We start from the raw sequence: 7,715 nt of genomic DNA on the forward strand, positions 1-7,715 counted from the left end.
ACGTTCATTGATTTATCACAAGGGGCGAGCAGCCCTGCCCGCCCCAGCGTTTTGCTTAGAACTCGTAGCCGACCGAAACCTTGAACGTCCGCGGTTCGCCGCGGAACAGATAGGTTCCGCTGTCATCCGCGCCGGACCAGTAGTTCTCATCCGTCACGTTATCGACGCCCGCGCGAATCGTCATCTGGTTCTGGTTCTCGTTAAGCGCCAGACGATAGCGCAAGCCGAGATCCAGAGTCGTGAAGCTATCAATCTTCTTGCTGTTCGCCTGATCGGCATACTGCGAACCGGAATGGTTGAGGCGCGCGGTGGCGGTCAGGCCGTCGATGGGCTTGATGTCATACTCTGCCCCAAGCACCGCGTAGAACCCCGGTACGCCGATCGCTGTTTTACCGTCGTTGATACCATCCTTGGTTTTCGACAGTTCGGCTTCCAGCCAGGTCGCGCTGGCGTTAAGGCGCAGACCGTACAGCGGTTCGCCGAAGAGATTAAATTCAACACCGCGATTACGCTGCTCGCCGTTAAGGCCATAGCGTTTCTGGCTATCGAGGAATGCTGACGGCATTTTAATTTCAAACAGCGCCAGCGAGCCGCCAATGCGGCCAAAATCCGCCTTCATCCCGACTTCGTTCTGTTTGGAGTGAATAATTCCGACGCTTTCCCCATAGTTAGCGGCGGAGGTCGGCGCGTTGCTACCCGGCTGCAGGGCTTCGGTATGGTTGGCGTATAGAGAGATAACCTGCCACGGCTTGTAGACCACTCCATAGGTTGGCATCCAGCGGCTGTCGTCATACGCATCGCTTTGCAGGCCGGTGATTTTATCGTAGTTGCGGACCACCACTTTTTGATGACGAGCGCCAACGGTGAACAGTAGCGTATCATCCAGCACGCCGAGGGTGTCGCTCAGCAGCCAGCCCTGGGAACGGGTACGGCCGCTGGTCAGCGGATCGTAATAATCGCCGCCGAAGGAAGCGTTCGCTGGAGGCGCAACCTGCTGAGTATCGTAGATATTCACCAGCGGGTTATCCGCCGCCTTCGACATCCGCCATGCGGTTTTATCGTTTTGGGTTTTCGCCGAATAGCCGACGTTGACCTTGTGCGATACAAAACCGGTGGCGAACTCGCCGCGTACCCCGGCCATACCGCTGGCGGTATCAATATAGCGGTTGGTATCCAGGCGCCCCGCCGTGGCGTTGCCCGCCCGGTCAATGAGCTTCGACGCGCTATATAAGCCGATTTCATGGGCGTGCTGCGCGCCTAAAGAGGCATAGGCGGTCCATTTATCGACAATGTCGTATTCCATCCTAAGCATACCAAACTCATTTTCGATATCGCTGTAAGCCCATTTTTGCGTGTAGTTGTGGGTGTTATCCGGCAGGCGCGGAATAAAATCGACGCCCGAAATGTTGATCCCCATCGGGCCGCCGTGGAAGGTTTTTTTCTGATAGCCAAAGTCAAACGAGCTGCGCATGCGTTCGCCGCGATAATCGAGACCAATAGAAGCCAGCGTGGTTCTGCGTTTATCACTCTCCACCGCCGCCTCGCCTTCGCGGTGCACCAGGTTCACCCGCGCGCCGAACTGGTTATCGTCGCCAAAGCGGCGACCCAAATCCAGCGAGCCTCCGACCTGAGAATCTGAGGTATAGTCCACGCCCACGCGAGCGGTCGGGATATCTTCCGCGCGCTTGGGTTCAAGGTTGATCATGCCGCCGACGCCGGAACTGGCTGCGCCGTTCAGCAGAGCATTGGCGCCTTTAAAAATTTCGACCCGCTCAAGCATGGCGGTATCCACTACCTGACGCGGCACCACGCCCGCCAGCCCGCTCAGGGTCATATCGTCGCCGTCAAATTTAAGGCCGCGAATGCGGTAGGTCTCAGCGTAGTTACCGTAGCCCTGCACCGGCTGAACCCCGGCATCGTTACTCACTACATCGGTGATGGTTTTCGCCTGCTGATCCTGAATCAGCTTCGAGGTATAGCCGATAATGCTGAACGGAACGTCCATCGCGTTTTGTTCGCCGAGCATTCCGAGGCGGCCGCCGTTGGCGACCTGGCCGTCGAGATAGGCGGGCACCACCAGGTCGCCGCCGGCTCTAAAGCGGCTGTCGGGCGTCGCCTGAACGACCATGGTTTCTTCGTTTTTCTGACGTTCGCCGGCGTCGTTTTCTACCGCAGCGGCTGAATGGGTGATCGCGCCAACGGTTAACGCCAGCAGCGTTTTTCGCAGTGGGAAGGCCGGAGAGCAGGAGCTACGCATAATTTGGTCCCATAGATAGGAAAATAAAGCCAGGGGCCCGTTGCCGGGCCAGATTTTTTATTTTGCGGTCAGGTCAATGCGGACAACGCTGTCCGGCCCTTTCGTCGAATGATCTTTATTGAACGGCTGCTTGACGGTGACAAACAATGTCTGCCCGTCGGCGGAGATCAGCAGGCTGTTGGGGTTAGCCGGAATATCCCATGTTTTTTTCAACGCGTAACTGCTGCCATCCAGGCTGATTACTTTGCCGGATTCACGCTGGGAAATATAAATCTCGCTGCGCTTTGGATTGAACTGCACCGCCAGCGAATCGCCCACTTCCAGCTGCTTAATCAGCTTACCGGTATGGATATCAAGCACCAGCGTGGTTTTCGCTTGCGAGTTGTCGGTGACGAACAGGCGGCCGGTGGCGCTATCTTCGGCCATATTCAGCAGCAGGGCTGGCTTAGCGCCCAGCGGCTTCCAGCGCTGCTCGATACGGTTGTTGCGTGGGTTAATCACCAACACCTCGCCGCTGCCGTTTGCCGCATAGAGACGTCCGGTTTGCGCAGAGTAGTGCAGGCCGGTCATCCATTTGCCGGTATTTTTAATCCGCGTTTTCAGCTTCAGCGTGTCGGCATCGACGACCCAGATTTGTGCCGGATCGGCCACCGCGCCGACATAAAGCGTGTTATTGAGCAACAGGATCTGCCGCGCGCCGTACGGGAATCCCTCTTTGTTACGCTCGCTGAACAGCAGGCGTTTTTTGACTTTGCCGCTGGCGGTATCAATGGCGCTAATGCCGCCGTCCAGCGAGTTGGTCACGTACAGCGTACTGCCATCCGGACTAATCTGTACGGCAAAGTTTTTCAGGTCTGTGTGGGTCATGCCGAGGGTTTTCAGGGTCGTCGGGTCCAGCTTATAGACCGCCCCGCCCTGCACATCTTTAAAGCCTTCAGCGCTGGCCACGTATAGCGCATCGCCTTTCGGGCTGAGCGCCATTTCATACAGCCCCTCCGCCAGCTCGCGCTTCAGCGGCTGTGCGGGGGTAACCGCGTTTTTTTCAGCCACATGTTGAGAAGCCGGAACGGTATGGGTGGCGGCGCAGCCGCTTAAGACAGCAGAAATAGCCAGCGCCAGCGCCGGGAGAGTGCATTTCATAAGATCAATCCTGAACAAAATCAACGATCCGATAGTGACTCCGCCGCCGAAATTAACGTTTCCGGTCTTGCGCCTGTGAGCCCCATCCTGTGCCTTCGCCGTTTCCCTGTGAGCCCGCGACGAACGCAGGTTATCTCCTGATAAAACCGCAAACAAGAAGAAGAATGAGAACTATACGCATTATCTTATCGTAATCAAGCCTGGCTTTTGGCGAATGGAAAAACGTTTCATTTTTCGCTGAAAGGGATTCGCCGCAGAGGGATGAGCTGAAGGTGAGGAACAATGCGCGACAAAACGCTGAGATGCAGAGGGCCGGACCCGACAGGCTCCGGCCTCAATGACTACGCGCTGGCGGTGTCCAGGCGCGCCAGCTGTTCAGCACTGATGCTCTGCGCGGCGGCGCGGGCAAAGCTCTCTACTTGTGCAATGCTGGTGGCGCTGGCGATGGGTGCCGTCACGCCTTCGCGGGTCATCAGCCAGGCCAGAGCGACTTCGGCAGGTTTAGCGCCGTTTTGCTCCGCGACCTCAGCCAGGGTATCAATAATACGTAGCCCGCGAGGATTAAGGTATTTACCAATGCCGCTGCCGCGCTGGCTTTGCGCCAGATCGGACTGCTGGCGGTATTTACCGGTCAGGAAGCCGGACGCCAGGCTGTAGTAGGTCACCACGCCGATCTCGCGACTGACGCACAGGTCGCAGAGCGCGCCTTCAAAAGCCGAGCGATGATAAAGATTGTATTCCGGCTGCAGTACCTGCCAGGCCGGCAGGCCGCTTTTACGCGACACCTCCAGCGCGCTCGACAGCTGCTGCGCGTCAAGGTTCGAGGCGCCCATCGCGCGGATTTTACCCGCCTGCTGCAGGGCGTGGAAGGCTTCGAGCGTTTCGGCGACCGGCGTTTCCGGGTCCGGCCAGTGGGCAAAATAGAGGTCAATATAATCAGTGTTCAGGCGACGGAGCGAATCGTCTACCGCCTGCTGGATCCAGGCTTTTTTCAACCCCTTATGGCCAGGAAGGCCTAAATCGGAACCCACTTTGGTGAAGATCTTCACCTTCTCGCGCATGCCTGGCCGCGCCTGTAGCCAGCGGCCAATAATGGTTTCAGACTCGCCGCCCCGGTTGCCATCCGCCCAGCGGGAGTAAACATCCGCCGTGTCGATAGCATCGAAGCCGTGGTCTATAAACGCATCAAGAATGGCAAAACTGGTTTTTTCATCGGTGGTCCAGCCAAAAACGTTACCGCCAAACACCAGCGGGGCGATGGAAAATCCGGTTTTGCCCAGGGGACGTGTGATCATGCCGTTCACTCCTTATCGCTTATATTCAGTATCCTTCGGAACGCCGTGAGGGCCAGAAAAGGACAATTACGGGATAGTAAGAAAAGGAAGCTAGAAGCGGGCTTTCCGCGCCCGCTGAATGCATAACAACATTATGTCCCGGAATAGACGTCAAAGCTAAAATATTTCCCGGCGAGCTTTTTATAAGTGCCGTCGGCAAGAATAGTGGCAATCGCGCCGTTAATCTCCTGGCGCAGAGCATCGTCCTCTTTGCGCAGGCCAATCGCCGCGCCGGCGCCGAACAGCTTGTCGTCCTTCAGGTGTCCGCCAACGAAGGTAAAATCTTTCCCCTGCGGCTGCTGCAGGAAGCTGTAGTCGGCCATCATGCCGGAAAGCACGGCGCCGTCAATACGCCCGGACTCCAGATCCTGAACCACGCGATCCGCCCCCTGATAGGCGACGATATTGATTCCTGCCGGACGCCAGTGCTGATTAACGTAAGTCTCCTGCGCCGATCCCTGCTCGACGCCGATGGTTTTGCCTTTCAACTGCTCGACGGTGTTTCCGGCCAGGGTGTTTTTACGCGCGACAAGGAATACCGGGCCGTTGTACAGCTTGTCGCTAAAGCCAATCTGCTCTTTGCGTTTCTCGGTCATATACATGCCGGAGAGGATCGCATCGAACTTACGCGCCTTCAGCGCCGGGATAATACCGTCGAAATTGCTTTCCACCCACACGCACTTCGCCTGCAGCTGTGCGCAAATCGCGTTGCCGAGGTCAATATCAAAACCCTGCAGCTTACCCTGCGGATCTTTCCATTCAAACGGCGCGAAGGTCGGGTCGACGCCAAAGCGAATTTCCTTATTTTCTGCGGCCAGGGCTGAGGTTGAGGCCATCAGCGCGACCCACAGCAGAAGAGATTTTTTCATTATTTATGGACTCCAGAGATCAACGGCAGTGTGTTTCAACTAACCGGGCAAACAGCGTCGCGCCGGTGGAAATAATATCGTCATTAAAGTCATAGCCAGGGTTATGCACCATACAGCTGCCCTTCCCGCCTTTCTCGCCATTGCCCAGCAGGAAGTAGCAGCCGGGGCGCTGCTGGAGCATAAAGGCAAAATCTTCGCTGGCGTTCATCGGCGAGATGGATTCCAGCACGCCCTCCTCGCCAAAGACTTCCAGCGCCAGCGCTTTGGCGAATTCGGTCTCTTCAACGCTGTTGGTCAGTACCGGATAAGAGTCAAAGACCTCTACCTCGCTGCTGGCGCCGTAGCTTTTGGCGGTAAAATCAGCAAGCTCCTTGATGCGTTTAATCAGCAGGTCGCGGATTTCCGGCTTCATCGCCCGCACGCTCAGCTCCATCACCACGTTCTCCGGAATGACGTTCGATGCAATGCCCGCCTGGAAAGTGCCGACGCTCACTACCGCGGTTTCGCCCGGCGGTACGTTACGCGCAACGATGCTTTGCAGATTCATCACCAGCGCCGCGCCGGTGACAATCGGATCGACGGTGCGCTCGGGGTGCGCGCCGTGGCCGCCGTAGCCGGTAATGGTAATTTTTACCGTATCCGCCGAGGCCATAAAATTACCGGCGTAAAAGCCAACTTTCCCTACCGGCAGGCCCGGCATATTGTGCAGGCCGAAGATGCGCTCGCAGGGAAAGCGCTCAAACAGGCCGTCTTTAATCATTAAATCCGCGCCGCCGATAGCTTCTTCGGCAGGCTGGAATATCAGGTGAACCGTGCCGTTGAACTGACAGGCCGGAGAGGCGATATACTTCGCCGCCGCCAGCAGAATGGTGGTATGACCGTCATGGCCGCAGGCGTGCATTTTCCCGGCAACGGTGCTGGCCCACGGGAGATCGGTCGTTTCGAAAATCGGCAGCGCGTCCATGTCGGCGCGCAGGCCGATAGTGCGCGGAGAATCGCCTTTGCTTAAGGTTCCGACCACCCCGGTTTTCGCCAGCCCGCGGGTTACCGTATAGCCCCACTCGGTCAGTTTTCCGGCCACCAGCTCGCTGGTATTAAACTCTTCCAGACTTAATTCCGGATTGGCGTGTAAATAATGACGGATCGCAATCATTTCTTCTTCAGTGGCTTTAATTTCGGGAATTACACAGTCGGTCATGCCGGTCTCCGGGCAAAAAATGAGATATTCAGTTTGAATAACTTAACTTGTCAGAGGCTTAATGCAAGTAGGATTTGTGATAGAGGAAGGAGGCATCATCTTATTTACTCATAATGATGAATTTTGTGAATTCACGGTACTGGCTCAAGGCATAACTTTAGATATAGTTATTCTTTTTCAATAATCTAAAATTAACAGCGACGTCAGGAGATCAGACTATAAAAATAGCAACATTTCGCCATGAAACGTCTGACAAACCGCTTAACTAGAATATTTTACTCCATCCACCCCACCAGCAGTCAGACGGAAGCTGGCCGCGCGGGTCGCTCCAGGAGGCTGAATATGCCGATCCCGTTTTCGGTAACCGAAAATCGTCTATCTCAACCTCAAACAGTGATGAGTTGCTCATTCTTCTGCATGAGATAAAGAGCTGAATTGACAAACCATCATAAAAATGCCGTACATGCATAATGTGAAATAGCGTCACAGTATTCCATTCAGCAAAGTTTTTTTAAACCATTGACGTTAAGACATCAGCCGCGCCGAGATCCCGCTTTATAAATAATTAAAGTCATATACTTCCGTTTGAAAGCCAGGCTGACAAGCGTAAAAGACTTATATTTGATTGACTAAGTCAATATCAGCCTTTAATCCGCTTCGCGGGGTTATTTCCCTATGGCGTACCCTCCTCCAGGGCTCGTATTGACAAGCGAATATGCCATAGACAAATAGCATTCACACAAAAAATATCACAACACCCAACAAATCAAATTTAATATAAACAGTCAATCAAGAGGTAATGACCAGGATTTTGATAGATGAAATGTATAACCGCACAATAGAACATTTATTTTATAGATATGGCTTTGTTGAATAAATCAGATTTCGGGTAAGTCTCCCCCGTAGCGGGTTGTGTT

General features: G+C 54.9%; 5 protein-coding genes. All 5 read right to left on the reverse strand.

The annotated features are described in order from the left end of the window. Window positions 1–55: 55 nt before the first annotated feature. Complete coding sequence (locus ABLV11_RS14070; protein ID WP_348855362.1) at window positions 56–2,257, reverse strand: TonB-dependent siderophore receptor; 2,202 nt, start codon at window positions 2,255–2,257, stop codon at window positions 56–58. A gap of 57 nt (window positions 2,258–2,314) precedes the next feature. Continuing rightward, the gene (locus tag ABLV11_RS14075) at window positions 2,315–3,397 is read right to left on the reverse strand and encodes a YncE family protein (RefSeq protein ID WP_348855363.1); all 1,083 of its coding nucleotides are present in this window, start codon (window positions 3,395–3,397) and stop codon (window positions 2,315–2,317) included. 341 nt (window positions 3,398–3,738) lie between these two features. Next, window positions 3,739–4,692 (reverse strand): aldo/keto reductase, encoded by a 954-nt coding sequence (locus ABLV11_RS14080; protein ID WP_348855365.1) that lies wholly within the window; start codon window positions 4,690–4,692, stop codon window positions 3,739–3,741. A 131-nt stretch (window positions 4,693–4,823) separates the two neighbouring features. Next, window positions 4,824–5,600, reverse strand: coding sequence for an ABC transporter substrate-binding protein (locus tag ABLV11_RS14085; protein ID WP_195438851.1), 777 nt, complete (start codon window positions 5,598–5,600; stop codon window positions 4,824–4,826). 19 nt (window positions 5,601–5,619) lie between these two features. Further along, window positions 5,620–6,798, reverse strand: coding sequence for a M20 aminoacylase family protein (locus tag ABLV11_RS14090; RefSeq protein ID WP_016809107.1), 1,179 nt, complete (start codon window positions 6,796–6,798; stop codon window positions 5,620–5,622). Window positions 6,799–7,715 lie beyond the last annotated feature (917 nt).

Source organism: Klebsiella sp. GW_Kp181 (assembly GCF_040062315.1).
GTDB lineage: Bacteria > Pseudomonadota > Gammaproteobacteria > Enterobacterales > Enterobacteriaceae > Klebsiella > Klebsiella oxytoca.

Bases quoted from the DNA above. Each gene is read 5' to 3' on its own strand.
- ABLV11_RS14080 (WP_348855365.1), bottom strand. From the start codon at position 4,692: ATGATCACACGTCCCCTGGGCAAAACCGGATTTTCCATCGCCCCGCTG.
- ABLV11_RS14070 (WP_348855362.1), bottom strand. From the start codon at position 2,257: ATGCGTAGCTCCTGCTCTCCGGCCTTCCCACTGCGAAAAACGCTGCTG.
- ABLV11_RS14075 (WP_348855363.1), bottom strand. From the start codon at position 3,397: ATGAAATGCACTCTCCCGGCGCTGGCGCTGGCTATTTCTGCTGTCTTA.
- ABLV11_RS14085 (WP_195438851.1), bottom strand. From the start codon at position 5,600: ATGAAAAAATCTCTTCTGCTGTGGGTCGCGCTGATGGCCTCAACCTCA.
- ABLV11_RS14090 (WP_016809107.1), bottom strand. From the start codon at position 6,798: ATGACCGACTGTGTAATTCCCGAAATTAAAGCCACTGAAGAAGAAATG.